Source organism: Stenotrophomonas sp. FBCC-B152, from assembly GCF_059134105.1.
On the sequence record NZ_CP101442.1, the window covers coordinates 4,235,998 to 4,259,622 of the forward strand.

Genomic DNA, 23,625 nt, shown 5'->3' on the forward strand with positions numbered 1-23,625 from the left:
GCCCGCTTCCTTTCCGGTAGTCATCGAATTGACATATGGCAAGGCAATAATTCGATTATTCTAGATAAGTGGTTGCGATGATATGCGTACCCTGAATGTTCTGTTCCTCTGCACAGGCAACTCGGCGCGCAGCATTCTTGCCGAAGCACTGGCCAACCATTTAGGGCGCGAACGTATCCGCGCTTACAGTGCCGGCAGTCATCCCAAGGGTGTAGTTCACCCAGTGGCCCTGCAGGTGCTCTCGGAGATTGGCTTCGACGTTGCCGGACTGTCGAGCAAGCCGTGGGAGGCATTCGCGGGTCCGGAAGCACCGCAGATGGATCTCATCGTGACCGTGTGCGATCGCGCCGCGGGTGAAGCGTGTCCCGTGTGGCCAGGTCACCCGGTTACGGCCCACTGGGGTATCCCCGACCCGGCCGCAGTGCAGGGCAGCGCTGAGCAGGTCCACAAGGCGTTCCTGAGCACGCTTCACCAGCTCCAGCACCGTCTCGGATTGCTGTTGGCGCTCAAGCCTGAAGCGCTGGACCGCATGGCCCTGCAATCGCAGGTGCGGGCGCTGGGCAATGGCGCCGAGGCTCAGGGGCCAGATGGCAGCGGAGAAACAGCCCCGACGTAGTCGCTGATTTGCCTTACTGCCTCGCGCGCGTATCGGGTCACCCCGATCAGCGTGGCCGACGCTGCGCCATTCCAGTCGCCATAGCCAAGCAGCCAGACCGATGGCTCTGCGACTGAACGAACCTGGGTGTCATCCACGTCGATCTGACCCCGGGCGTTGACCATGCCCAGTCCTTCCAGGTGCGACAACGCCGGCCGGAAGCCGGTGCACCAGATCACCGCGTCCAAGTTGCGTTCGCTGCCATCTGCCCACTGCATGCCGGTGGCGGTGAAACGGACGGGTGGCGACATGGAGACCAGTACACCGCGGCGCCGTGCGTCCACCACCGGCGGCACCATGACGATGTCGCCAAAACCACCCTGCGGAGGATCCGGTTCGCGTCCTTCCTGCTGAGCCCTCCACTTCTCGGTTGCGCGTGCGAACAGAACGCGCCCGTCGACATCGTCGGCCAGGAAGATGGGCTCCCGTTGCGTGATCCAGGTGGTCTCGGCTACCTTGGATACCTCGGCCAGAATCTGCGCGCCTGAGTTGCCGCTGCCGATGACGGCCACGCGCATTCCGGCGAAGGGTTCGGGATGACTGTAGTGGGCCGAGTGCAGCTGCACGCCGCCGAAAGCGTCCAGACCTTCATATTCGGGCGTGTGGGGATGCCGCCACGTACCCGTGGCGCTGATAACTGCACGTGTCTGCCACTGCCGGCCGTCATCTGCTTCCACCCGTAGCCGGCTCCCCGAGCGGCTGATGCGTTTCACCTGCACGGGACGGATGACAGGCAGCGCATATTTATGCTCGTAGCGCGCGAGGTAGTCGAGCACTTCCGCCTGCGACGGGTACGGTTCCCGGGTGGCAGGCATCGGCCAACCGGGAATCGAGCTCCAGCCCGCCGGCGAGAACAGATGCAGGGATTTCCACGCATGCTGCCACGCCCCGCCAGGTGACGTTTCGGCATCAAGAAGCACATAGGACAGCCCGCTGCGACGCAGGAAATAGCCAGCCGAAAGACCCGCCTGACCACCTCCGATCACCACTACATCGACGTTGTCCATCTGGACTTCCTCACACCGCTGCACTCAGGCGGCGTTCTTGTGCTGCTGTTGATCGGAGATCTTAAGTGCATCCAGATAGCGCTCCGCGTCCAGTGCGGCCATGCAGCCGAATCCGGCCGAGGTGATCGCCTGGCGGTAGTGCTGGTCGGCCACATCGCCGGCAGCGAACACGCCTTCCACCGAGGTCTGGGTGGCATTGCCGCCCAGACCAGAGCGGATATCCAGGTAGCCGTTGTTCATGACCAGCTGGCCGTCGAACAGGCTGGTGTTGGGGTGATGGCCGATCGCCACGAAGAAGCCATGGGCCTCGATGTCGCGGATGCTGCCGTCCAGGGTGGACTTCACGCGCACGCCGGTCACGCCGGCCTCGTTGCCCAGCACTTCCTCGACCTGGTGGTGCCACACGGTCTCGATCTTGCCGGCTTCGACCCTGGCGAACAGCTTGTCCTGCATGATCTTTTCCGCCTTGAGGGTGTCACGGCGGTGGACCAGGTAGACCTTGCGGGCGATGTTGGACAGGTACAGCGCCTCTTCCACGGCGGTGTTGCCGCCGCCGACCACGACCACGTCCTGGTCCCGGTAGAAGAAGCCATCGCAGGTGGCGCAGGCCGACACGCCGCGGCCCTTGAAGGCTTCCTCGGAGGGGATGCCCAGGTACTTGGCGGTGGCGCCGGTAGCGATGATCAGCGCGTCGCAGGTGTACTCGGCGCTGTCGCCGATCAGCCGGAACGGGCGCTGGGACAGGTCGGCGGTGTGGATGTGGTCGAAGATCACCTCAGTCTCGAAGCGTTCGGCGTGGGCCTGCATGCGGCTCATCAGGTCCGGGCCCATCAGCCCATGCGCGTCGCCGGGCCAGTTGTCCACCTCGGTGGTGGTCATCAGCTGGCCACCCTGCTGCAGGCCGGTGATCACCACCGGCTTGAGGTTGGCACGGGCGGCGTAGACCGCGGCGGTCCAGCCGGCCGGGCCGGAGCCGAGGATCAGCAGCGGAATGTGTCGGGTGGTGTTCATGGCTCAGTGGCTCCGTGCATCGGCAGGAAAGTAGCGCTTGCCCAGCCGCAAGGCGACGTGGACCAGCAGGATCAGTACCGGCACTTCCACCAGCGGGCCGATGACGGCGGCGAAGGCGACCGGCGAGGCCAGGCCGAAGGCCGCGATGGCTACCGCGATGGCCAGTTCGAAGTTGTTGCCTGCCGCGGTGAACGCGATCGCGGTGGTGCGCGGATAATCCTTGGCGATCAGCTTGCCCATCAAGAAGCTGATGACGAACTGGATGATGAAGTACAGCGTCAGCGGGATCGCGATGCGTACCGCGTCCATCGGAATCCGCAGCACGTCGCCGCCCTTCAGGCTGAACATCGCTACGATGGTGAACAGCAGCGCAGCCAGGGTGATCGGGCTGATGGCGGGCAGGAACTTCTCTTCATACCATTGCACGCCCTTGCGCGCCTTCAGCCATCGGCTGGTGAGGAAGCCGGCCAGGAACGGGATGCCAAGGTAAATCAGAACAGCCTCGGCGATGGTCCAGAAACTGACATCGATCACGCTGCCCTGCAGACCGAACACCGGCGGCAGCCAGGACAGGAAAAACCACGCGTAGACGCTGAAAAGTGCGATCTGGAAGATCGAGTTGAAGGCCACCAGTCCCGCAACATACTGTGCGTCACCGCGGGCGAGCTGGTTCCACACCAGCACCATCGCGATGCAGCGGGCCAGCCCGATCAGAATCAGGCCGGTCATGTACTCGGGATAGTCGCGCAGGAACAGCACGGCCAGGCCGAACATCAGGAATGGACCGACGATCCAGTTCTGCAGCAACGAGAGCATCAGCACCCGCTTGTCGGCGAAGACCCGCGGCAGTTCCTCGTATTTCACCTTGGCCAGTGGCGGGTACATCATCAGGATCAGGCCGATCGCGATCGGTATGTTGGTCGACCCTATGGAGAGGCTGTTCAACGCGCTGGGCACACCCTCGAACAACGCGCCCAGGCCGACGCCGAGCGCCATGGCGGCGAAGATCCAGAACGTGAGATACCGGTCCAGGAAGGACAGGCGGGAGGTATCAGTGGTCATGTGGATTTCCGGAAGGACGGTCAGTTGATCTGTGCGATCGGATCGAGCCGGGCCTTGAGGGCCTCGCTGTCATCCCAGACGCTGTCGGAGATATCCAGGAAGGCCTTCAAGCGCGCCTTGATGATCTGGTGCGCGCGATCGAAGGCGTCGGCCTTCTGTTCGTCCGAGCCTTCAACGCCGGCCGGATCGAACAGGCCCCAGTGCACCCGTACAAAGTCGCCGAACACTACCGGGCATGCCTCGGCCGCCGCGCTGTCGCAGACGGTGACGATCAGATCCATCGGCGCGGCATCCGCTTCGGCGAACTCGTCCCACGACTTGCTGCGAAGGCCCTCCACCGGGAACCCCTCGCGCTGCAACTGAGCAATGGCAAACGAGTTGACCCGACCGGCTGGCTGGCTGCCTGCACTGAAGGACTGATAGCGTCCTTCGCCCCACATTTTCAGGGTCGATTCGGCCAACACGCTGCGCGCGGAATTGCCGGTACAAAGGAACAGAACACGACGGGTCATTTTGGCGATCTCTGGGGTAAGGAGTCAGCAGCCTGCGGGGCGTTCACAGGCCTGTTCGTCGGCACAGCAATTTTCAGTGAGGTAGGCAACCAGTTCGTTCATCACCACGAACTCGGCCCGGTAGCAGATGGTCCGGCCACGTTGCTCGGCGCTGATCAGTCCAGCGGCCAGCAGTTCCTTCAGGTGGAAGGAGAGTGTGGCGCCAGGCAAGGAGAGCGCCTGGGCAATGTCACCGGCCAACTTGCCGACACTGCCAGCCTGAACCAGAAGGCGGAAGATCGACAGGCGGGTGGCGTGGCCCAGTGCAGCAAGAGCGTGGGCTGCGTTGTTATGTTCCATGATTCTAGAATAGTGGAATCGAAACCGCAGGACAACCCCGTGCAGCAGATCCCCAACGTGGTCCCAGGTGCCCTGGATATCCCGACGGCCGCCAAGCTCAACGACCCTGCCGCGCAGCGGCATCGCCCGCGCATCCTGATCCTTTACGGGTCGCTGCGCCCGCAATCGTTCAGCCGCAAGCTGGCGCTGGAAGCGCAGCGGCTGCTGGAACAGCTCGGGGCGGAAACCCGCCTGTTCGACCCACATGAGCTGCCGATGCTTGACTCGGTGCCGGCCACCCACCCCAAGGTGCAGGAGCTGCGCCAGGCCTCGCTGTGGTCGGAAGGACACGTATGGATCAGCCCGGAACGCCACGGCACCCTTACTGCGGTATTCAAAAACCAGATCGACTGGCTGCCACTGGAAGAGGGCAGCGTGCGACCCACCCAAGGCCGCACGCTGGCAGTGATGCAGGTCTGCGGCGGCTCGCAATCGTTCAACGTGGTCAACGCGCTGCGCGTGCTCGGCCGATGGATGCGGATGGTGACGATCCCCAACCAGTCGTCGGTCGCCAAAGCGTGGCAGGAGTTCGACGACGAAGGTCGAATGAAGCCTTCGGCGTATTACGATCGCGTGGTGGACGTGATGGAGGAACTGGTCAAGTTCACCCTGCTGGTGCGCGGGCGCAGTGACTACCTGGTCGACCGCTACAGCGAGCGCAAGGGCGCCGTTGAAGCGGCGGCGCTGGCGGCCGCTGCAGGCGTGGTCGAGACCATTTTGAATCAGGAGGAAAGTGCGTGAACGCTGTCATCTACCACAATCCCAAGTGCGGCACCTCGCGCAACACACTCGCGCTGATCCGCTTCGCCGGGATCGAACCGGAAGTGATCGACTACCTGGCCCACCCGCCCAGCCGCGCGCGCCTGGTCGACCTCATCACGGCGGCTGGGTTGAGCGTGCGTGATGCCATCCGGCAGAAGGGCACGCCGTATGACGAGCTGGCACTGGGCGATGCTGCACTAGCGACGACGCGCTGCTTGATGCGATGCTGACGCACCCGATACTCATCAATCGTCCTTTCGTACAAACCGATAGGGGTACCCGTCTGTGTCGGCCATCAGAAGTGGTGCTGGACATCCTGCCGCCGCTGCCCGGACCGTTCCGAAAGGAAGATGGAGAGTGGGTGACCGGGCATACCGGAAGCTCGACGCCGTGATCCCATTGCTTGGCTGGGCTCGCTGCCGTTGAGAACCACACGAGGTCATGCCCTATGTCGCCGCTCGATCCCGCAACAACCGAAAGCGCGTGGCGCGTCTTCCTGGTGTTCCTGCGACTGGGACTGACGTCGTTCGGCGGCCCGATTGCCCACCTGAGCTATTTCCGCCACGAGTTCGTCGAGCGTCGCCGTTGGCTGACGGACCGTAGCTATTCCGATCTGGTGGCCCTGTGCCAACTACTTCCGGGCCCGGCCAGCAGCCAGGTTGGAATGGCGCTTGGCCTGCGTCGAGCCGGCTGGCCTGGTCTGGTGGCCGCCTGGGCAGGCTTTACCCTGCCCTCGGCCGTGCTGATGATCCTGTTTGCCTTGGGCGTTGCCGGATACCAGGGCATCGTTGAATCCGGCTGGCTGCATGGCCTGAAGATCGTGGCAGTTGCCGTGGTGGCCCAAGCGGTATGGGGAATGGCCCGGTCCCTGTGCCCGGACCGTCTGCGCGCAGGGATGGCATTTGTTGCCGCTGTGTTGACCTTGGCCATGCCCTCGGTCGTCGGCCAGATCGTGGTGATCATCTTCAGCGGACTGCTCGGTCGCTGGATGCTGAAGATCGAACCAGTTTCCGGCCAATCAGACGGCGGCTATCCCGTCTCGCGAAGAACCGGCACGGTGGCACTGGTGCTACTGGTGCTGCCACTTGTTCTGCTGCCGGTGTGGGCCGCGGCGAGCAGATCCCCCTTGGCCATGCTGTTGGAGGGGGTCTACCGCGCCGGCGCCCTGGTCTTTGGCGGCGGCCACGTCGTGCTGCCACTGCTGCAGACCGCGGTTGTCCAGAGCGGCACCGTGAGCACGGCAGATCTGCTCGCCGGGTACGGTGCGGCGCAGGCGGTGCCGGGCCCTCTTTTCACATTCGCAGCGTACCTGGGGGCCATGGCCGCGGGTCCGTTGAGTGGCTGGGCAGGAGGTCTTACGCTGTTGGCGGTCATTTTCATGCCTGCCGTTCTCGTGCTCGTAGGAGTGCTGCCCTTCTGGGAGTCGCTGCGCCACCGCAAGGATCTGCAGGCTTCAATTGCAGGCGTCAACGCCGGGGTCGTCGGGATCCTGCTGGCAGCGTTGTACGACCCGGTGTGGACGAGTGCGATCCATGACCGATGGGATGTCACGATGGCGCTGGTTGCGTTCGGGCTACTGGTCGTCGCGCGTGCACCGCCGATCGTGGTGGTGTTGCTGGCTGCCATGGCGGGTTGGGCGATGGCGCGGTAGTCAGGGCATCTGCCAGAGCATATAAGCCGCCGTCATGAAAATAAGTAGCGCGAATGCAACATTCAACACTCCACGGTGCTCTGCCAACGCTGCTGATGCGCGCGCTCCGGCGATTCCGCCCGCACTTCCAGCAACGACGAATGCGGCAGCAAGTGGCCAGTTGACCAGCCCGGATTGAGCATAGTTGATGGCAGTCGTCAGACCGAAAGCGGAGACAGCTACGAGGGAGCTGCCTATTGCGGCCAGCATCGGCATGCCCGTGGCGGCCATCAGCCCAGGGACAACCAGGAAGCCGCCGCCAATACCGAAGAATCCGGAGAGTGCCCCGGAGAACGCCCCTAATCCGAGCAGTGCCGGCGTGTTCCCTTTGCTGAGGCGGACGCTTGCATCACCTTCCGCATTGCGTTTGCGCAGCATAAGAATGCCTATCACGACCATCAGCAGGGCAAACATGAACAATAGTCGCTGCCCATCCACGGCCTTACCTAAGCTGGAGCCCAGATAGGCGCCAGCGATGCCTGCCAACGCGAAGACCGACGCGCACGGCCATCTCACGTTTCCCCGGCGGGCATGAACGAAAAGGTTGGAAAGTGCATTGGCAGCAACCGCCAATGCACTGGTACCGATGGCGACGTGTGGACTGTCGATGCCCACCAGGTAAAGCATGAGCGGGACAGCCAGAATAGAGCCGCCTCCGCCGACCAGCCCGAGTACGAAGCCCACCAGAATGCCGGAGAGTCCACCCAGCGCGAGCTGCAACAGGGAAAGGGTTTCCATGTCGGTTGGCCGTTAGGCAGCGGAAGAGGGGGCGCCTCGCAGGCGCGAAGCAAGAGAGGACAGGTCGTAACCAGCCTCACCGGCAATGGACAGCACCTGTTCGGGCGTAGCGCCGCCGTTACGAACCTGGGATAGGGCCCATAGCGACGTCGAGCGGGTGCCGGTCCTGCAGTAAGCGACGATGGGTGCAGGCAGTTGTTCCAGCAGCACGCCAAACTGCTGCACATGCCCATCGGTGATGCCGCCAGGCACGACGGGCAGATAGGCAAAGCCCAGGCCCGCCCTGGAGCAGGCCGCCTGCAGTGCAAGGTGATCGGGCTGGTCCGGCTGCTCGCCGTCGGGTCTATTACAGATGACACTCGAGATGCCCGCCTTTTTCAAGGCAGGTATGTCGGTGGGAACCAGTTGGTCGGTCACATGCAAGCTCGGTGCAAGTGAGTGCAGTTTCATGGCGTATTCTCTGTTGAGCGGGGACGGTGGAGGAGCCAGTGGAGGAGCATGCCGACGACCATGGCGGCCGCGAAAACGAGTGCAAAGGGTTGACCCGTTGGCAACAGTGCAATGGCCGGGCCCGGGCATACGCCTGCCAGTCCCCACCCAACGCCAAACACTGCCGCGCCAATAACCAGGTTCCGGTCGATCTGACGCTGATTGGGAATGTGCAGCGCCGCAGCGAACACAGGAGCATTGCGTGCGCGGGCCCATCGATAGGCGATCGCTGACGGAATCAGCGCCCCGGCCATGACAAGTGCCAGCGATGGATCCCACTTGCCTGCGACGTCAAAAAAGGCGAGTACGCGCGCGGGATTGGCCATGTCCGAGACGACCAGGCCCAGGCCAAACAAGGCGCCACACAGAACTGCCGCCAGCCGGATCATGTTCCGCCTCCGATCATCATGCGGACAACCGCCACGGTCGCCATGCCCATGAGCATGAAAACGCCCGTGGCAACTATGGAGCGTGGTGACAGCCTGGCCAGGCCGCAAACGCCGTGACCGCTCGTGCAGCCAGATCCGAGGCGGGTTCCAAAGCCGACCAGCAGCCCGGCCAACACCAACAACGGCGTAGCGGAGCTTGAAAGCGACGGCAGCGAAATGGGATTGACAGCGAGCGCCAGCCCGGACGCCACCAGCAGCCCTGCCAGGAACAGGGCCGACAAGGAGCGGTCGCCAGCGGACGACAGGCCAAGAGTGTTGGCAAGCAAGCCGGAGACGCCGGCGATGCGACCGGTCAGTAGCAGAAATCCACCCGCTGCCGTACCGATCATCAGGCCGCCGATGACGGGCCAGTACCAAGCCAAAGAGGGGAGGGTCATAGCAGGTCCACCGGCAGTTTGAGGTAGCGCACCCCGTTGTCATCCGGGTCGGGCAGATGGCCCGCGCGCATGTTGACCTGCACTGAGGGCAGGATCAGGCGCGGCATGGGGAGCGTCGCGTCGCGGCTCTCACGCATCTCCACGAACATGTCCTCCGTCACGCCTTGATGCACATGGATATTCGCGGTTCGTTCCGCGCCTATGGTGGTTTCCCATGCGAACCGATCCCGGCCCGTGGCCTTGTAGTCGTGGCAGAGGAACACCCGGGCGTCATCCGGCAGGGCCAGTAGACGTTGGATGGAGCGATAGAGCTGGCGGGCCGAGCCACCGGGGAAGTCGCAGCGGGCCGTGCCGTAGTCCGGCATGAACAGAGTGTCGCCCGGAAAGACCGCATCCCCGATGACGTACGCCATGCACGCAGGGGTGTGGCCTGGCACGTGCAAGGCAGTTGCCTGGAGATTCCCAACGGTGAACTCCGCGCCATCGGCAAACAGATGGTCGAATTGGCTCCCGTCGCGCTTGAACTCCTTGCCAGCGTTGAACACCTTGCCGAAGGTGTCCTGCACGCCGGTGATGTGCTCGCCAATGGCAAGCGTTCCGCCGACCTGCCGCTGCAACCACGGTGCAGCGGAAAGGTGATCGGCGTGGGCATGCGTTTCCAGCAGCCACTGAACCTGCAGCCCTTCGTCATGAATGTACTGGACCAGCGCCGCGGCGGAGTCGGTCGAGGTGCGTCCAGAGGGCATATCGAAATCAAGAACGCTGTCGATGATGGCGCACGCCGAAGACCGGGGGTCGCGTACCACGTGGCTGGCCGTAAAGGTGGCGGGGTCGAAGAACGTCTTCACGCAAGGCGAAGGCGTGCGGCCACCTCGCGCTTCACGCACGATGTCTTGAGCTCTCTCCAATGAAGAATCGACGACGACAGGCCTGTTCACGACTCGCTCCCGGTGGTTGGATGATGGATATTAATACATACTTACGTAAACTATGTACCTGTCATCTCGTGTCCTTTGTCCGGTTCAGCTGGCGTGCGGATTAACAGGTACGCTCTAGCTCTCCTTTCTGGTGCCCCGCTCTTGACCAACCGCCTCACCGCCAACAACCTGGCCGACATGAAGGAACGGGCGCCTGAAGTGGCCGAGTTGCTGCGCTTCATGGCCACGCCGTCGCGTCTGCTTTTGCTTTGTCAGCTGTCCCAAGGGGAGTCGACCGTCGGTGCCCTCGAGGAGGCCACCGGCATCCGACAGCCGGCCCTTTCCCAGCAGCTCGCCGAACTGCGTCAACGGCATTTGGTGACGACCCGGCGAGAGTCACGTTCAGTCTTCTATCGCATCAACGATAGCCGCGTTGAGGCGATGCTGGTTGCCATGCACAGGATCTTCTGCGTGGATCAGTCCGACGACCGGGAGTGAGCAGACGTGGCGTGCCGTACGCTGGCACCCACCGCGCTGATGATCGCTCCAGCCGACGCCAACAGCACATCCTTGTGCGCATCCCACACGTCGCCCTGGATGCCGAGATAAGCCATTCCAAGGTCCTGGTCGACTACCAGAACCGCGCCCCATTCGATCAGTTCATAGGCAGCGGACGTGGCGACGATGAACTGAGTGGCAATCAGGGTCAGCGTCAGCTCGCTGGCCACAGCACGCCTTGCGTAGAGCTCTCTCGCCGCGGGAAAGACCAATACGCCGTAGGCGAGGTGAACGAGTCTGTCGAAATGGTTGCGATCCCAGCCGAACAGGTCGGTGATCCTGTAGCCCGCCAGTTTCTGCGCCCAAGCGTCGTAAGGGACTTCCGAGTACGTAAAATGAGCGCCCACAGCATGCAGGCACAGAAAAAGCAGAAGCGAGACATTGGTTGCGGGCCGGAACGCGCGCTTCCACTGCTGGAAGACAACGTAGGGAATGGCGATGAATACCAGCAGATTCTCCAGCAACCAGTCGCGCCGGTGGTAGGGTTCGACTGCGGCAAGCAGCCAGCACCCTATGTAGATTCCCAGGCAGAACAGCGCGAAGCGCCGGGAGTCCGACTGCGTGCCCCCCAATCTGCCTTTCGCCGTTGCCGAGGCACGATCCTGGCGTTGGGGGTACTCAATGGGCATAAAGGACCGGAATGGTCGCCCCCTGCAATAGCTCCATCGTCATCCCTCCGATGGTCCGCTCGCGCAGGCGGGAGTGTCCGTATCCGCCAACCACGATCAACGTCGCCTTGGTCGCGCGGGCGTGATCGAGCAGGACCTCGCTGGAACGGCGGTGTCTGGCAAGCAGCCGGGTGGCCGATGCGGCGATGCCCCAGCTCCGGAGGTGTTCAATGAGGGAAGCTGTGACAGTGCCAGCAGCACCCTCCATCTCGTCCGAATGGCTGCATATCTCCACCAGAAGGACAGTCTGCACCTGCTGTAGCAATGGGATCGCGCTGTGCAGGGCGCGGCATGCGTTGGGGGTGTCTTTCCAACCCACAATCGCACACAAGTGGTCGCTTGCCCGCCAATGCGGCGGCACCACCACGACGGGCCTTCCCGCGTCAAAAAGCAGCGCATTGAACAGGGCCACGCCCGCTGGGTCGGCCTTAGCGAATCCTGACCAGCCCCCGACAATGGCCAGATCCGCAGAGAAGGCCAGTCGAGCGGCGAGCTCTGCAGGAGATTCAATGCCCGCTTCGTGCACTTCTACGGAAACACCAGGGTGCTCTGCGATTCTGGCCCTGATCCTTGAGGCTCTTTCCGAGGCCTCCCGCCGACATGCGTCCTGGGCAGCCAGGAACGATGCGCGGGGCGTCGGATCAGCAGTCCCGATCGCCGGCGGAGGCAGGTCGACCGTTTCGATGATGCGCACCCGCGCGTCCTGCGACCTGCCGATCTCGACGGCGAAGCGGATGGCCGCGTCATCTGCTGATGAGTCTGACAAAGGCACAAGAATATCCTTCAACATGGCTCTGGCATCCGGGTGCGTCAACGTGACAGGAACAGGGGAGTGAGGGTGCGCTCGAAGAGCTCCCTCGTCGTTCCCCCCAGCAGCCATTCGCGCGCGCGCGAATGGCCATAGGCGCCGCAGACGAGTAGATCCGCCTGACTATCGAATGCGTGGCCCAGCAGCGCTTCAGCCACGCTCCTCCCATCTGACGACACGGGAGTAAATGTCGCTTCTCGCCCCTGCCGCACCAGACTGTTGACGAACGTCTGAGCATGTTCATTGACCCGGTCACTTCCGTCCACGGTGGTAACCACAAGGGCACACGCGAAATCCAAGCTCAGGAAATCATGTGCCGCGCGAGCGGATTCGGGGGTTGCACTCCAGCCGATGACGGCCCGCTTGAAGATTCCGTCGAAACGGGTTCTCCCTGGCAATGCCAGGATGGGGCGTCCGGATCGGCTCACCAGTGAAGAGAACTGAGCATGTTGCAGCCTGCGCTCGGCGTGGTCATGTCCGGCGCACGCCATTATCACCTGGTCGAAACCCTGTGCGCGCAGCGCAATCGCGTCCACAGGACGTTCCGCGCGCGCGTCCTCGATCTGGATGTCATGAGGAACGCTCCACTTCGCTACCCGGCGCAAGAGCGTGGCGACTCTGGGCGGGACTTCGGTGCGTGCAACGTCGGGCAACGGAGATTCCACTGGCTGCACCAGCGTGACGTGCCCGCCACGGGCGCCGACAAGCGCTGCTGCCAGCTGCATGGCAGAAGCATCAGCGGGCGTATCCGTCAAAGGGACAAGAATATCCATCTTGGCTGTTGCACACAGAGGCCGGCGTTGCCCCGCATTCTCCGCCAGTCCTGCGCGGAGATATTGACGTGGGTCAAGGTGTTGACGATCACCCGCTACGCCCGGCGGCCACAGCGAACGTTCCGACGGTCAGGCTGGTCCCGATCAACAACGGAGCAGAGAAGCGCCATCCGCCTCTTGCCGCGGCAATCAAGCATTTCAGTAATGAGTTGGTCGCAAGTGCGATGGTGATCGCCTGTATCGCGATACCGTTGCTGATCTGCTCCGCACCCACCATCTGGGCGGCAGAGGCGGTGGCGGCGTGTACGTCGGCAATGCCGGAGATACCCAGAGTCCAGGGCAGGCTCTCGTCACCCAGCCAGTCTCGCAGCAGACTTGCTGCCAGAAGCAGAATGACGATCAGCCCAACAAAAACCAGGATCGCCAACGGTTTGAATGGCCGCACGATGGCCAGCCCGGACACTGCTGAGGTACTGAGCAAGGACCGCCATCCGAATGCCAATGCTGTCGCCATGGCCACGATTGCCGAGCAGACCAGCGGGACCATGCTGTAGGCGAGCAATGCAGGTGCGAGCGTGCCCATTACCAGGCCCAACTGCAGAATCATGGCCACGTTGGAAAGCAAGGCCGCTCCTGCGAAGGCAGGCGCCAGCCGGGGCGACGAGCGCGCGCCGTCCGCCATTGCGGCGATGGTGGCGGTACTGGAGACGAACCCACCGGCGAAGCCGGTCAAGGCCAGGGCCGACCTGGGCCCCAGATGGCGCAGCGCCAGGTGCGCTCCGACGCTGACTGCCATCAGCGCCACGATGAGGGTGCCGAGCCTACTCGGGTTGATGACTTCCCAAGGGTCGACGGTGCGGTCTGGAAGCAAGGGAAGCATCAGAAAGCCAGCAGCCAGCACCGTTGCAATGTCCCGAAGGTCCCGGCTGGAAACCTTCGCATTCACCTTCCGTATCAGGGCAGGCCCCCCAACCAGTATCACCAGGATGGCACTGCCGGCGAGGATCGCCGTTGCAGGTGCACTTACCGCAATGGCGCCGACCAGATACAGGGCAGGCAGCACAATCAGACTGGCGGCGGCTGTCTGGGAGTGTCGTGGGCGAGGGCAGACAACCAGGCCCAGCAACACCGCGCCAGCTACCAGAGCCGCGGGTCCCAGCAGCGCTCCCAAGCCGCCTGAGATCGCGACCAGCGCAAGCACAACACTGCCGCCAAAGCGCGTGTGGCCCGCCGCCATCCTCCCGCCTGCCCGCTGCCAGACCAGTCCAACAACGGCGCCCACGACAGCGGCGGTAATCAGCCCCGCGGCGGGGCCCGCCGGATCCTGGACGATGCTCAGCATGTCTGGTTGCCCACTGGAATCGGTCAAAGGCGATTCTGCTCCGGCATTTGTGCAGAACGAAGCCCGGGATGACTTGACCCAGGTCAACGATCCAGCGGGATTTTGATTGACTTCGATCAAGTTCATTCGTCGCGCAGGGTTCAAACTACCGGCTCTTTCACCCCGGGGAGAGCGAGCATGTACTGCGACATTCTGTTGCCCTTCGTCTTGGGCCGCCTGCACGAGCAGGCGCTGGGTCTCGCCACGGCGCTTTCGCGTGAGCAGGGGAGCCGCCTGGTAGCACTGGCTGGGGCCAGTGTGGTTGTGCCGGTCGCGACGGGGTGGATGTACTACCCAGCCGTCTACACCGCTCTTCACGAGCCGGCCAAGGAAACGGTCAGGGTGCTTGCCACCACGCTGGAGGAGCGGCTGGCAGGCGCAGGCGTGGATTGGCTCGTGTGTGCGAATGAGAGGGTGTGGGAGGGGCCGGTGGACCAGGTGATGCCTCAGGCAGGATGCGTTGACCTGACCATCCTGGGGTTGCATCGCGATGACCCGGGCATTGAGGACACGCTTGTCTCCTCGTTGCTGGTGGAATCGGGGGTGCCGTTGCTGCTTGTCCCGCCGGGCGCCCGCGACGCGGTGCCGCGTCATGTTGTGATTGCATGGAAAAGCACCAGGGAAGCCATTCGCGCGGTGCATGATGCCTTGCCCTTGTTGATCGCTGCACAGCACGTGCACCTGTTGTATATCGATGCCGATCCCGACGAACCCAGCAGGGAGGATGACGCGAGTCTGCGCGTGGTGACTCATCTACAGCGCCACGGCGTCGCAGCCTCGCCTGTGCACCGCGGCTATGAGGAAGGCGGGGCAGGACCGGCCATACTGAACTTCGTGAAGGAGAGCGGCGCCGATTGCATTGTCGCCGGTGGCTACGGCAGATCCCGTGCCTCGGAATTCCTGTTTGGCGGCGTTACCCGCACACTGATCCGGCACAGCCCGATACCAGTATTTCTCGCCCACTGAGACCAGCGTGAAGCCCGCTGTCAACCCAGTTCTCCCGTACCGGGCATCGACTGCCGAGCAACTCCGGGCTAAGTCGCCGCAAGGCTGATGCAACGCCCTCCCAGGTGATCCATGTACATGAACGATCAGCCTCACAATGCGACCCGTCTTGGCGTCGCATTCCTGGGCGGGACGGATACCGTCACCGGCTCACGCTACGTGGTAGAGGCCGGCGGCGCCCGCGTCATGGTGGATTGCGGGCTCTTCCAAGGATACAAAACGCTGCGATTGCGGAACTGGCTACCGTTTCCCGTGGATCCCGCTTCCATTGATGCGGTGGTGCTCACCCACGCGCACCTGGATCACAGCGGATATCTGCCACGTCTGATCAGGCAGGGATTTCACGGGCCAGTGTGGTGCACACCGGCCACCCGGGATCTATGCGGAATTCTTCTCCCCGACGCCGCGCACCTGCTGGAGGAGGAGGCGCGCCACGCCAATCAGCGCGGCAGCTCGAAACACCATCCGGCCGAGCCGCTCTACACCGTGGGCGATGCGCAACGGTGCCTTGACCTGATGCGGGTCGTCGACTTTTCCGATGCCTTTGACCCGGTGCCTGGCATAACGGCTACGTTTCACACGCAGGGACACATTCTTGGCGCCGCATCGGTATCGCTGGTCCATCGGGGCAGGCGCATCACGTTCAGTGGTGATGTCGGCCGTTCGAACGATGCGGTGATGCGCGCTCCCTCGTCGCTGCCAGCATCGGATTGGGTTGTAGTGGAGTCAACATATGGCAATCGGCACCATCCGACGGCGCTCTTGACGGACCTGCTTGTCGAGCCGATCCGGCGGACGCTCGGGCGCGGTGGGGTGGTGATGATTCCGGCGTTCGCGGTGGGTCGCGCCCAGCTGCTGCTACACGTGATCGCCACCCTGCAGGCGGAAGGGCGGATCCCGCGCGCCCCGATCTACTTGAACAGCCCCATGGCCAAGGACGTCACCTTGCTCTATGGCAAATACAGAAGCGAACATCTGCTCGATGACGCCGCACTGGAGCGGTTGCACGCGGCAACCCGGTTCGTCAATAGCATCGAGGAATCCAAGTCCCTCAACCTTCGGCAAGGCCCTATGATCATCGTCGCGGGTAGTGGAATGCTGACCGGGGGACGCATTCTTCATCATCTCATCGCCTTCGGCCCGGATTGTCGCAACATGATCCTTTTGCCAGGCTTCCAGGCAGGGGGAACGCGCGGGGCGGCATTGGTGCGCGGTGACAAGTTACTGCGAATCTATGGTCAGGACGTGCCGATACGTGCCGAGGTGGTACAGGTGGAAGCAGCTTCTGCCCACGCCGACGCCGATGAACTTCTAAGCTGGCTGCGCACGGCACAGACGACTCCGCGGCAAGTTTTCATCACACACGGAGAGCCAGACGCTGCCGACGCTCTGAGGTTAGCCATTGAGCGGCAGCTGCATTGGTCTGCATGCATCCCCGAGTACTTACAGCACATTGATCTCGACCCGGGCTGAGTAAGGTCCGGCATGGCTGCAGACGCCGTAGGTCGTTGGCACCCGTCGGCATGGGCGGAGAGAGCGAATCTTCTGAAAAACGGGATACTTTCGTGACACACCTTGTCTTCCGCGATTGGGTTGAAGCAGCTCTCGGGCTCGCAGACGCGTTGAGTGCGTACAAGCGAACCCGGGCATCGCTACTTGCTGTTTCGTGTACCGTGCTGCCCGTGGGACGCCTCATCGCAGATTCGCTTGGGGCGCAGCTTAGGCTCGCGGTAATAGCTGACGTGCGTGTATCTGCATCATTCCATGTCGCGGCCGCCGGCCGACGGGCGAGGGCGGAAGGGTCACCGTCGTTGGACGGCCCAGAAGCCAACGCCTTCGAAGCAGGTCACGAGTATGTGCAGCAATCGCTCCTGGCCCAGGCTCAGGCGTATCGCGGTCGCTGCGGAATCTGCTCATCTGCCGGAATCGAGCAGCGAACGATCATTGTGCTCGATGACGGCTCAGCGACAGCCTCCACCACTGAAGCTGCCTTGAGAATGGCCCGCATGTATGGTCCGGCGCTGTTGGTGTATGCGGCACCGGTCACCACCAAAGCTACCCTGGCACGAGCGTCGGGGCTGGCCGATGTGTGCATCTATCTGGCCACGACGGACTCGGTCAATGCGGTAGCCGCACACTTTCTGGAGTACCCAGCAGTCACTGACCGACAGGCGCTGCATGCGTTGTTCCCCAAGCCGATGCGATGGGGGGATGGTGACGGGACGTGCGCGGGCTGTCTTTCGTTCGGAACGGGAGCGCTGTGATCGCGTGAGCACGGCAGAAGGCGCACACGATGTTGCCTTTCGCGATCTCATGTACTGGAATCGAGGAGCAACTCGTGAATCACCTGGCAATGGTCTTCGTCATCGATATGGCTGCTGAAGCCAAGATGCTTGGCCAGATCCCGCATATGTGTGTTCTGGGCGTCATCAATCGAGTACATCCGTTTGATTCCTCGCGACTTGGCGATGGCAATCAGGTGGTTCATGAGAATCACGCCCAATCCACGTCCCTGCCATTCGTCGGCGACCGTCACTGCGCACTCGCAGGCATCCCCGGAGGCATTGGTGCTGTAACGGCTCACTCCGATCAATTGCTCACAGGACTCGTCAGAAACGACCGCAGCAAAGGCGACCTGGTGAGTGTGGTCCAGTACCGTCAACTGCGTCAGCAACTGTTCGCTGGGCGACCGAATCTGGCCCAGGAACCGGAAGCGGCGGGCCTGTGGCGACAAGCCCTCAATGAACGCGCGCTCCATATCCCTGTCCGCCGCTGTGACGGGTCGAATCAATACCTTCGTACGGTCGCGCAGCACCTCTATCCAGCGTGGAAAGAGCTCGGGAGATAGGGGGGATGAGAGGTCTGGAGTGTTCATGGCAGCCGAGGCGAATGGGGACGCTTGCATGCTAGGCCCCCTCCGGAGCCAGCGAATTGACGCAGATCAACGTACGTGGTGTTACGTGCAACCTCAGCGCGCCGTGTAGCCACCGTCGATCACCAGGGACGAGCCCGTGACGAACCGGGATTCCTCCGATGCAAGGTAGACCACTCCCCAAGCAATATCGTCCGGCGTACCGACATGGCCCAACGGGTGCAGTTGATCCAGCGCGTGTCTACCGGCAACCAGATCAGCGGTACCGCTGTCTCGCAAGTGCTGCTCGACAAGCGGAGTCCAGATGAAGCCAGGGTGCACCGAATTGACCCGAATGCCGTCGCTCGCATAGATCAACGCGTCGGTCTTGCTCATCAGCGTGACCGCGCCCTTGGATGCGTGGTAGGCGGGAAGGTCCGCTGCGCCCACCAAGCCATAGATGGAAGAAAGATTGATGATGCTGCCGGCATGGTTCCTGCGCATGTGGGGCAGGGAATGCTTGGTGCAGAAGAAGACGCCTTTGACATTCACTGCCTGGACCTGGTCCCAATCGGCCTCGCTGAGCTCCTGGGTCGGACGGTTGGCGCCAGCGATTCCGGCATTGTTGACGATGACATCCAGACGCCCAAACCGATCCACGACGGCGTCGATGGCATCGTGCACACTGGTTTCCTGACGAACGTCGACGTGCCAGTAGATCGCGGCAGAGCCAGTGCCAGCCAGCTGATTGACCAATGCGTTGCCTTCTCCGTCATGTATGTCGAACAGGGCTACCGCGGCGCCTTCTTCGGCCATGCGAACTGCGCATGCGCGGCCAATGCCAACCGACGCCCCTGTGATTATGCAGACCTTTCCTTTTAATCGATTCATCTAAAGCGTCCTCTTTAGGCCGGAGGTGCGCACAGCACCGCCCATACCTATCTTCATTTGGCGGCGTACCGGAAGAGGGCATGTTGACCTGCATCAAGAGAAGCGGTTCTTTACAGATCTTTACAAAACAGTTCTCCACCGCCATTCGCCAGGCACCCGCCCGTGCCTAGATTAGGTATGGGTCAGATTGAGGATCGGATATGTGGGACACTCCCAGTCACGTCACGTTTGAAACGGCGGGTGTGGAACCCATGCTCGGCCTTCAAGGCAGCGGCGCCGCCGGTGTTGGCGGGAGCTTGGAGCACCTGCTGCAGGGTATGCCCCTGGTCCGACGCCGCGTTCGCAGGAAGCAGCACGTCATCCGCGCAGGCCAGCCATTTCGTGGATTGTTCCTGGTGCGGTCGGGCATCTTCAAAAGTGCTCTCATCAGTGAAGATGGCCGAGAACGTGTGACGGCGTTCCCGATGCGCGGCGAACTGCTCGGTCAGGAAGCACTGGACCTGGCTGTGTATCCATGTGACGTGATCGCGCTGGATGACGGCGAGGTGTGGGATCTGCAGCCCTTCCTTCTGCGTCAGTGCCTTCCTGAATTCGAGGCGCGCTTGACCGGGATACTTGCCTCGGAGATAAGAAGGGATTGGCAATGGATGCTCGCCCTCGGCAGCCTGAATGCCGAGCAGCGGTTGACATCGTTCCTGCTTGACTATTCCACGCGCCTGGCCGAGCGCGGTTTCAGCGCGACACAGATGCTGCTCAGCATGACGCGTGCCGACATCGGCAGTTTTCTTGCCATGCAGATCGAGACAGTCGTCCGCGCGTTGCACAGGTTGCAGGATCAAGGCCTCATCGAGGTCAGTCGTTCGCATATACGCATCGTCGATCTGCCGCGCCTGCGTGCGCAGTCAACAACGCTGAACTGATCTCTTGAGGCGCCCATGTCGGGTGCGAAGAGCGCTGTCAAGCGATCAGTTGCTGGACCGCGAGCAAGAGATCCTCGCGCCGATACGGTTTGCGTAGCAAGGTGCCGCAGTGCCCGAGGTCGGGAGTGGCATCGGGCGCGTCATCGTGGCCAGTGGTCAGGAGCACCGCCAAGCCGGGCAGCTGCTCGCGCAAGGTGGATGCCAGCGAATGGCCGTTCATCGCGCCTCCCAGCATGACGTCGCTGAAGACCAAGGCCGTATCCGGATGCATCTTTGCGATCGCAAGTGCCTCGACCGCGTCGCATGCTTCCAAAGTGACATAGCCCGCCGCTTGGAGAAACGATACGGCAACCCGTCGCACGCCGGGATCGTCTTCCACCACCAGAATGGTCTGCCGCGCGCCCTCCACACGATGTCGCGGGGGCAGCACGCGCTCTGGCAGGGACGTGGCGACCGGGAGGTACATGCTTACCGTTGTGCCTCGGCCGTGGACGGTGTCAATGTGCAACATGCCTCGGCTCTGCCTCGTGAAGCCATATACCATGCTCAGGCCAAGGCCGCTCCCCTGACCCATCGACTTGGTGGTGAAGAAGGGCTCGACTGCACGTCGAGCGGTACTGGCGGACATGCCCATGCCGCGGTCCGCGATCCGGATGACAATGTAGTGCCCTGCCTGCAGCTCCTCCATCTCCTGCGGTCTGACCCATTGCTCGCCAACGGAGAGCAGGATTTCGCCGTTTCCCGGAAGGGCATCGCGTGCATTCAACACCAAGTTGACTAACGCTGTCTCAAGCTGGCAGGGATCCACATGCGCTGGTGGGAGGCCACGGTGGCATTCGATCGTCAACGAGAATGACTCGCCCAGGATTCGTTGCAGCATGGTGCCCAGATCGTGGACCAGCTGGTGAAGCTTGACCGATTGGGGAGCCAGGGGTTGGCGTCTTGCAAAGGCAAGCAGCTTGGAGGTGAGAGATGCTCCGCGCGCCACTGAGTGGAGGGCGCCTGCGATCAGATCGCGCGCGCTTTGGTGAGCGGCGTACTCGTCATCAAGAAGCTGCAGGCTGCCGGAGATGATGGTCAACAAGTTGTTGAAATCGTGCGCGATACCGCCGGTCAACTGGCCGAGCGCATCCAGGCGTTGCGCGTGGGCGAGTTGCTCCGCCGTTCTGCGGCGCTGCATTATCGCCGCAACCAGGACTGCGACGCCCTGTATCAGATGAAGGATGTCGTGCTGGATCGGTCGCGTATCTGTGGAAAGTACCATCAGAATCCCTGTCGGCTGGTCGCGGTCACGGAGCAGCGTTGCTGCACCACACGCAAACCCCTCACCAGCTTCGCCCAGCAGTTCCAGTTGCCGATGATCAAGAATGGTGGCGCGGTCCACTGGAAGCGACGCTTCAATCAGTGCCCAGCGTGACGACAGTATGTGTTCAAGGGCCTCGCGGTTGATCTGTCCGGCAACGCGCACATCCATGGCTTGACCGTCCGACTCAGGAAAGGCCAACGCGACTGCGTCGGCCTGCAGTTCATCGATAAGCATGCCAGGCAGTGAGCGAACAAGCTGTTGCTCGCTGCCCGCGTCCAGTGCCATCTGTCCCAACCGCGCAATGAAGGCATCATAGCTGGCCCGCACCAGGGCTTGCCGAACGCGTTGACTCTCCGAGATATCGCGCACCGACGCCAAGTAGTGTCGTCCGTGTGTGGTGTCGATCGGACTCAACGCGATTTCCACCGGAAACTGCTGACCGTCCGCCTTCTGGCCGACCAGCACCTGATCGGATTGGCCCATCGGTCGGACGCGCGGAGACGACATGTAACCGAGGCGATGCTGGAGATGTCGCTCTCTCGCGTCGGCCGGCATCAGTGCTTCCACGGCGAGGCCAACGAGCCCGTCACCGCCATAACCAAAAAGACGCTCTGCGTTGCCGTTGGCACGGATGATGCGCCCCTCTGCATCCACCAGCAGCAGCGCATCAGGAACGATATCAAACAACTGTGGGAGCATCAGTGCGGTCACGGCGACACGCTGGCAGCCAACCGATAGCCGACGCCTCGGGTCGCCTGGATCAGCTGAGGCTGCGAAGGATCACGTTCGAGCTTGCGCCTTAGTCGGCCGATGTGGACGTCGATAGCACGATCGAACGGGCCCGCATCGCGCCTGTGTAGCGAATTCATCAGCTGATCTCTGCTCTGTACCTTGCCGGCGCCTTGAACCAGCGCGTAAAGCAGGTCGAACTCGGCCGAGGTCAAGCGGATCGCGTTGCCGTTACGGTCAAGCACCACCCGCTCCGAGGCGTTGAGGAGTATCCCATCGAAGCGGAAAGTATCTCTGACTGATGGCGACGGATGCTGTGCACGCCGCAACACCGAATGTATGCGGGCCAGCAGTTCGCGGTAATCAAACGGTTTGGTAACATAGTCATCGGCACCGAGCTCAAGGCCCACGACTCTATCCACCGAGTCACCTCGGCCGGTCACGATGATGACCGGAATCTGACAGGACTGATCTCGCAACATCGTCAGCCCATCCCCATCTGGCAGGCCGAGGTCCAGCAGGATCAGGTCAACCCCCCCTCGGGACAGGCATTGTTCCGCCGCCGCAACGCCTGCGGCAATGTGGCACTCGACGCCGTGATTCTGCAGGAAGCGGGCTGTGAGGCCGGCAATGGCCTCGTCGTCTTCGACCAAGAGGATGCGCGGCCGGGGGATCAGGGGTCGTTCGAGCACTGCCATCGACGCGCCCTTACGGCATAGTTTGGATGATCATACCCTTAGCTGCGACCTGCACGTGGCAAGCCCTTGATTCATCTTTGCGAAGGCTCCACTGCTTCTTCCGGAGGGTCCTGGTCATGGCGCGGTCAGCACCCCAAACCACGCCCCTATGGCGTAGGTGGCCCCCATTGCGATGGCGCCCCAGACCACAACCCGGAGCGCGCCACGCAGTTGGGACGCTCCACCGAGCCGCGCCGCAACAGCCCCGAGCGCGGCCAGGACGCATAGCGTGGTTACGACGACAACTCCCGCCAGGTTGCTATGCGCCAGGGTTGCAGCCAAAAGAACCGGGGGCAGGGCGCCGACGACAAATGATATTGCAGAGGCACCTGCTGCCTGGAGTGGCCTTGCCTTCAGGGCATCGTGAATGCCCAGTTCGTCCCTCAGATGTGCTGACAGCGCGTCATGCGCGGTCAGCTCGCGGGCAACCTCCTCAGCAAGCCGTCGCGTCAACCCTCTCTTTTCGTAGATGGTTGTCAGCTCAAGCAACTCTGCGTCCGGCTGGCTCAGCAGCTCCCCGCGCTCCTTCTCTTCGTCTGCATTTTCCGCATCTGCCTGAGAGCTGACTGAAACGTACTCGCCCGCCGCCATCGAGAGTGCACCGGCGATCAGTCCTGAGAGGCCCGCGACAAGTATCGTTAGAGTTACCGCGCCAGCACCGACCATGGCGACGACCAGGCTGCTGGTCGATATAAGTCCATCATTTGCACCCAATACTCCGGCACGCAACCAGCCGCCGCGTTGACTGCGATGAAATTCTCCGTGGCTCATGACATGTCCTTGGATTGTGTCGAGCTTTTGAAGGTACTCCCAGCCCGCTGAAGGCACTAGGCGTCTATTCGGGCGGTCCCCCCAACATTGGGTTGCGCGGATCAATAATGGTCAGCTTGCAAGTTGTCAGGTTAGATCTCATAGACCTTGTTCAGCAGAACATCTCAAAAATGTTCGTGC

The 23,625-nt window shown here is 62.5% G+C and carries 27 protein-coding genes and 1 pseudogene; 9 read left to right on the forward strand and 19 right to left on the reverse strand.

Features of this window, described 5'->3' with window-relative positions; translation table 11 throughout:
• Positions 1-82 precede the first annotated feature (82 nt).
• Positions 83-616 (forward strand): arsenate reductase ArsC, encoded by a 534-nt coding sequence (locus tag NMB40_RS19165; RefSeq protein WP_494359488.1) that lies wholly within the window; start codon positions 83-85, stop codon positions 614-616.
• Here NMB40_RS19165 and NMB40_RS19170 read toward each other — a convergent pair.
• From NMB40_RS19170 to NMB40_RS19190, 5 genes are read right to left on the reverse strand one after another with little or no spacing between them, the layout of a single operon-like run.
• On the reverse strand, positions 577-1,662 hold the full coding sequence (locus NMB40_RS19170) for an ArsO family NAD(P)H-dependent flavin-containing monooxygenase (protein ID WP_494359489.1): 1,086 nt from the start codon (positions 1,660-1,662) through the stop codon (positions 577-579). The two genes, NMB40_RS19165 and NMB40_RS19170, sit on opposite strands and share 40 nt — an antisense overlap.
• Positions 1,663-1,686: 24 nt before the next feature.
• Complete coding sequence (trxB, locus tag NMB40_RS19175) at positions 1,687-2,673, reverse strand: thioredoxin-disulfide reductase (protein ID WP_494359490.1); 987 nt, start codon at positions 2,671-2,673, stop codon at positions 1,687-1,689.
• A 3-nt stretch (positions 2,674-2,676) separates the two neighbouring features.
• The gene (gene arsB, locus NMB40_RS19180; protein ID WP_494359491.1) at positions 2,677-3,735 is read right to left on the reverse strand and encodes an ACR3 family arsenite efflux transporter; all 1,059 of its coding nucleotides are present in this window, start codon (positions 3,733-3,735) and stop codon (positions 2,677-2,679) included.
• Positions 3,736-3,755: 20 nt separating this feature from the next.
• Positions 3,756-4,247, reverse strand: coding sequence for an arsenate reductase ArsC (locus NMB40_RS19185; RefSeq protein WP_494359492.1), 492 nt, complete (start codon positions 4,245-4,247; stop codon positions 3,756-3,758).
• Between the two features lie 24 nt (positions 4,248-4,271).
• Positions 4,272-4,586: an ArsR/SmtB family transcription factor gene (locus NMB40_RS19190; RefSeq protein WP_494359493.1), complete on the reverse strand. Its 315-nt coding sequence runs from the start codon at positions 4,584-4,586 to the stop codon at positions 4,272-4,274.
• Positions 4,587-4,625: 39 nt separating this feature from the next.
• Between NMB40_RS19190 and arsH the strand changes: the two genes are divergently transcribed.
• The 3 genes and pseudogenes from arsH to chrA all read left to right on the forward strand — a co-directional run bounded on the left by arsH (position 4,626) and on the right by chrA (position 7,038).
• Entirely contained in the window at positions 4,626-5,366 is a 741-nt protein-coding gene (gene arsH / locus NMB40_RS19195) for an arsenical resistance protein ArsH (RefSeq protein ID WP_494359494.1), read from the forward strand.
• A pseudogene (gene arsC, locus NMB40_RS19200) lies at positions 5,363-5,781 on the forward strand (arsenate reductase (glutaredoxin)). Before arsH ends, arsC begins: the two are co-directional and overlap by 4 nt.
• Positions 5,782-5,835: 54 nt before the next feature.
• Complete coding sequence (gene chrA / locus NMB40_RS19205; RefSeq protein ID WP_494359495.1) at positions 5,836-7,038, forward strand: chromate efflux transporter; 1,203 nt, start codon at positions 5,836-5,838, stop codon at positions 7,036-7,038.
• Here chrA and NMB40_RS19210 read toward each other — a convergent pair whose 3' ends face one another.
• From NMB40_RS19210 to NMB40_RS19230, 5 genes are read right to left on the reverse strand one after another with little or no spacing between them, the layout of a single operon-like run.
• Entirely contained in the window at positions 7,039-7,800 is a 762-nt protein-coding gene (locus NMB40_RS19210) for a sulfite exporter TauE/SafE family protein (protein ID WP_494361103.1), read from the reverse strand.
• 27 nt (positions 7,801-7,827) lie between these two features.
• Positions 7,828-8,265, reverse strand: coding sequence for a protein tyrosine phosphatase family protein (locus NMB40_RS19215; protein ID WP_494359496.1), 438 nt, complete (start codon positions 8,263-8,265; stop codon positions 7,828-7,830).
• Positions 8,262-8,693: a DUF6691 family protein gene (locus tag NMB40_RS19220; RefSeq protein WP_494359497.1), complete on the reverse strand. Its 432-nt coding sequence runs from the start codon at positions 8,691-8,693 to the stop codon at positions 8,262-8,264. Before NMB40_RS19220 ends, NMB40_RS19215 begins: the two co-directional genes overlap by 4 nt.
• Positions 8,690-9,130: a YeeE/YedE family protein gene (locus NMB40_RS19225; protein WP_494359498.1), complete on the reverse strand. Its 441-nt coding sequence runs from the start codon at positions 9,128-9,130 to the stop codon at positions 8,690-8,692. Before NMB40_RS19225 ends, NMB40_RS19220 begins: the two co-directional genes overlap by 4 nt.
• A complete protein-coding gene (locus NMB40_RS19230) occupies positions 9,127-10,038 on the reverse strand; it encodes an MBL fold metallo-hydrolase (RefSeq protein WP_218842083.1) in 912 nt (303 codons plus the stop codon). Before NMB40_RS19230 ends, NMB40_RS19225 begins: the two co-directional genes overlap by 4 nt.
• A gap of 207 nt (positions 10,039-10,245) precedes the next feature.
• Here NMB40_RS19230 and NMB40_RS19235 point away from each other — a divergent pair, with 207 nt between their 5' ends.
• Positions 10,246-10,545, forward strand: coding sequence for an ArsR/SmtB family transcription factor (locus tag NMB40_RS19235; RefSeq protein ID WP_032967187.1), 300 nt, complete (start codon positions 10,246-10,248; stop codon positions 10,543-10,545).
• On the opposite strand, the gene NMB40_RS19240 is transcribed toward NMB40_RS19235, so the two are convergent.
• The 4 genes from NMB40_RS19240 to NMB40_RS19255 all read right to left on the reverse strand — a co-directional run bounded on the left by NMB40_RS19240 (position 10,524) and on the right by NMB40_RS19255 (position 14,322).
• On the reverse strand, positions 10,524-11,234 hold the full coding sequence (locus tag NMB40_RS19240; protein ID WP_494359499.1) for a DUF2238 domain-containing protein: 711 nt from the start codon (positions 11,232-11,234) through the stop codon (positions 10,524-10,526). The two genes, NMB40_RS19235 and NMB40_RS19240, sit on opposite strands and share 22 nt — an antisense overlap.
• Complete coding sequence (locus NMB40_RS19245; RefSeq protein WP_494359500.1) at positions 11,224-12,063, reverse strand: universal stress protein; 840 nt, start codon at positions 12,061-12,063, stop codon at positions 11,224-11,226. Before NMB40_RS19245 ends, NMB40_RS19240 begins: the two co-directional genes overlap by 11 nt.
• A 20-nt stretch (positions 12,064-12,083) precedes the next feature.
• A complete protein-coding gene (locus NMB40_RS19250) occupies positions 12,084-12,854 on the reverse strand; it encodes a hypothetical protein (RefSeq protein ID WP_494359501.1) in 771 nt (256 codons plus the stop codon).
• 88 nt (positions 12,855-12,942) lie between these two features.
• Positions 12,943-14,322 carry an MgtC/SapB family protein gene (locus NMB40_RS19255; RefSeq protein WP_494359502.1) on the reverse strand — a complete coding sequence of 460 codons (1,380 nt, stop codon included), beginning with the start codon at positions 14,320-14,322 and terminating at the stop codon, positions 12,943-12,945.
• Positions 14,323-14,373: 51 nt separating this feature from the next.
• Here NMB40_RS19255 and NMB40_RS19260 point away from each other — a divergent pair, with 51 nt between their 5' ends.
• From NMB40_RS19260 to NMB40_RS19270, 3 genes are all read left to right on the forward strand, one after another.
• A complete protein-coding gene (locus NMB40_RS19260; RefSeq protein WP_494359503.1) occupies positions 14,374-15,201 on the forward strand; it encodes a universal stress protein in 828 nt (275 codons plus the stop codon).
• A gap of 117 nt (positions 15,202-15,318) precedes the next feature.
• Positions 15,319-16,713, forward strand: a complete 1,395-nt coding sequence (locus NMB40_RS19265) for an MBL fold metallo-hydrolase RNA specificity domain-containing protein (protein WP_494359504.1) — start codon at positions 15,319-15,321, stop codon at positions 16,711-16,713.
• A 92-nt stretch (positions 16,714-16,805) separates the two neighbouring features.
• Positions 16,806-17,504, forward strand: a complete 699-nt coding sequence (locus NMB40_RS19270) for a hypothetical protein (RefSeq protein WP_494359505.1) — start codon at positions 16,806-16,808, stop codon at positions 17,502-17,504.
• Between the two features lie 47 nt (positions 17,505-17,551).
• On the opposite strand, the gene NMB40_RS19275 is transcribed toward NMB40_RS19270, so the two are convergent.
• Together NMB40_RS19275 and NMB40_RS19280 are read right to left on the reverse strand one after the other, a co-directional pair.
• Positions 17,552-18,145: a GNAT family N-acetyltransferase gene (locus tag NMB40_RS19275; protein WP_494359506.1), complete on the reverse strand. Its 594-nt coding sequence runs from the start codon at positions 18,143-18,145 to the stop codon at positions 17,552-17,554.
• A gap of 63 nt (positions 18,146-18,208) precedes the next feature.
• A complete protein-coding gene (locus tag NMB40_RS19280; protein ID WP_494359507.1) occupies positions 18,209-18,982 on the reverse strand; it encodes an SDR family NAD(P)-dependent oxidoreductase in 774 nt (257 codons plus the stop codon).
• A gap of 200 nt (positions 18,983-19,182) precedes the next feature.
• Between NMB40_RS19280 and NMB40_RS19285 the strand changes: the two genes are divergently transcribed.
• Positions 19,183-19,902, forward strand: a complete 720-nt coding sequence (locus NMB40_RS19285; protein ID WP_494359508.1) for a helix-turn-helix domain-containing protein — start codon at positions 19,183-19,185, stop codon at positions 19,900-19,902.
• 37 nt (positions 19,903-19,939) lie between these two features.
• Here NMB40_RS19285 and NMB40_RS19290 read toward each other — a convergent pair whose 3' ends face one another.
• From NMB40_RS19290 to NMB40_RS19300, 3 genes are all read right to left on the reverse strand, one after another.
• The gene (locus tag NMB40_RS19290) at positions 19,940-21,919 is read right to left on the reverse strand and encodes a PAS domain S-box protein (RefSeq protein WP_494359509.1); all 1,980 of its coding nucleotides are present in this window, start codon (positions 21,917-21,919) and stop codon (positions 19,940-19,942) included.
• Positions 21,916-22,635 carry a response regulator transcription factor gene (locus tag NMB40_RS19295; protein WP_494359510.1) on the reverse strand — a complete coding sequence of 240 codons (720 nt, stop codon included), beginning with the start codon at positions 22,633-22,635 and terminating at the stop codon, positions 21,916-21,918. The genes NMB40_RS19290 and NMB40_RS19295 overlap by 4 nt, the downstream gene beginning before the upstream one ends.
• A 114-nt stretch (positions 22,636-22,749) precedes the next feature.
• Entirely contained in the window at positions 22,750-23,445 is a 696-nt protein-coding gene (locus NMB40_RS19300; protein WP_494359511.1) for a VIT1/CCC1 transporter family protein, read from the reverse strand.
• Between the last annotated feature and the right edge of the window lie 180 nt (positions 23,446-23,625).